Consider the following 1,532-nt stretch of genomic DNA (forward strand, 5'->3'; position numbering starts at 1 on the left):
AGGCGATGCCGCTGACGGCCAATGGCAAGGTGGACCGCAAGGCGCTGCCCGCGCCTGACATGTCACAGAGCGAGGTCGCATACCTGGCGCCCCGCACCGAGAACGCGCTGAAGCTGGCAGCGGTCTGGAAGGACGTGCTGAAGGTCGAACAGGTCGGCCTGGGCGACAACTTCTTCGACCTGGGCGGCCATTCCTTGCTGGCCACGCAGCTGATGTCGCGCGTCAACGCGGCGTTTGGCACCGAGATCTCGCTGCGCGCAATCTTCGAGGCGCCCACGCTGGGCGAGATGGTGCAACTGGTGGCGCCCGATGAGGCCGAACCGACCGCAGAACCGACCGCTGTGCCGGCCGCCGTGCCGGCCGCCGTGCCGTCCGCGCCGGCCGAGACCTCGGAAGGTCATCCGCTGTCCTTTGCCCAGCAGCGGCTGTGGTTCCTGGACCAGCTGGAACGCCACAGCCCGCTCTACAACATCCCCGCGGCCGTGCGCCTCACGGGCAAGCTGGACCACGAGGCCCTGGCCTTCGCGTTCAACGCGGTGATCGGCCGCCATGACGCGCTGCGCGCGTACTTCGAAAGCACCGGCGGCATGCCGGTGCAGAAGATCCTGCCGCGCCTGGAGGTGACGCTGGCGCTCAACGACCTGCGCGATCTGCCGCGCATGGAGCGCGAGGCCCGGATGCAGTGGTTGATGCTGGACCAGGCGCGCACCCCATTCGACCTGCAGACCGGCCCGTTGGTCCGCGGTGGCCTGCTGCAGCTCGGCGACGAGGAACACCTGCTGCTGCTGACGATGCACCACATCGTCTCCGACGGCTGGTCCATGGGCATCCTGGTGCGGGAAGTCGGTGTGCTGTATGCCGGCCGCGCGATGGGGGCCACCGCGGCGCTGCCCGAGCTGCCGATGCGCTACGTCGATTTCGCCCGCTGGCAGCGGCAATGGCTGGCTGGCGAGGTGCTGGCGCAGCAACTGGCTTACTGGCGCCAGCAACTCGCGGGCAGTCCGCAGCTGCTGGCCTTGCCCACCGACAGGCCACGCCCTGCGGTGCAGAGCCAATCCGGCGCCTCGGTGGCGTATGCCGTGCCTGCGGAGGTGCATGCCAAGCTGCTGGCGCTGGGCCGAAAGCGCCAGAGCACCTTGTTCATGACACTGTGCGCCGCCTTCAACGTGCTGCTGGCGCGCCAGGCCGGGCAGACCGACATCTGCATCGGCACGCCCATCGCCAACCGCAACCGCGCCGAGATCGAGGGGCTGATCGGCCTGTTCGTCAACACGCTGGTGCTGCGTACTCAGGTCGACCTCGGCCTCGGATTCAATGCGCTGCTGGCGCAGGTGAGGGGCCACACGCTGGATGCCTACGCGAACCAGGACGTGCAGTTCGAGCAATTGGTCGAGGCGCTTCAGCCTGAGCGCGACAGCAGCTTCACGCCGCTGTTCCAGGTCATGCTGGTCTTGCAGAACGCGCCGATGAAGCTGGAATTGCCCGGCCTGCAACTGGCGTTCGTGCCGGGTGAGCGAGTGACGGCGAAGTTC

General features: G+C 68.1%; 1 protein-coding gene. It reads left to right on the forward strand.

Annotated features, from left to right (window positions below; genetic code table 11):
- Positions 1-1,532 (forward strand): condensation domain-containing protein (locus FKP22_RS30005; protein ID WP_233447018.1); only part of this gene is annotated, 1,532 nt, incomplete at both ends.

It is taken from the genome of Ideonella azotifigens (assembly GCF_006519715.1).
Lineage (GTDB): Bacteria > Pseudomonadota > Gammaproteobacteria > Burkholderiales > Burkholderiaceae_C > Ideonella > Ideonella azotifigens.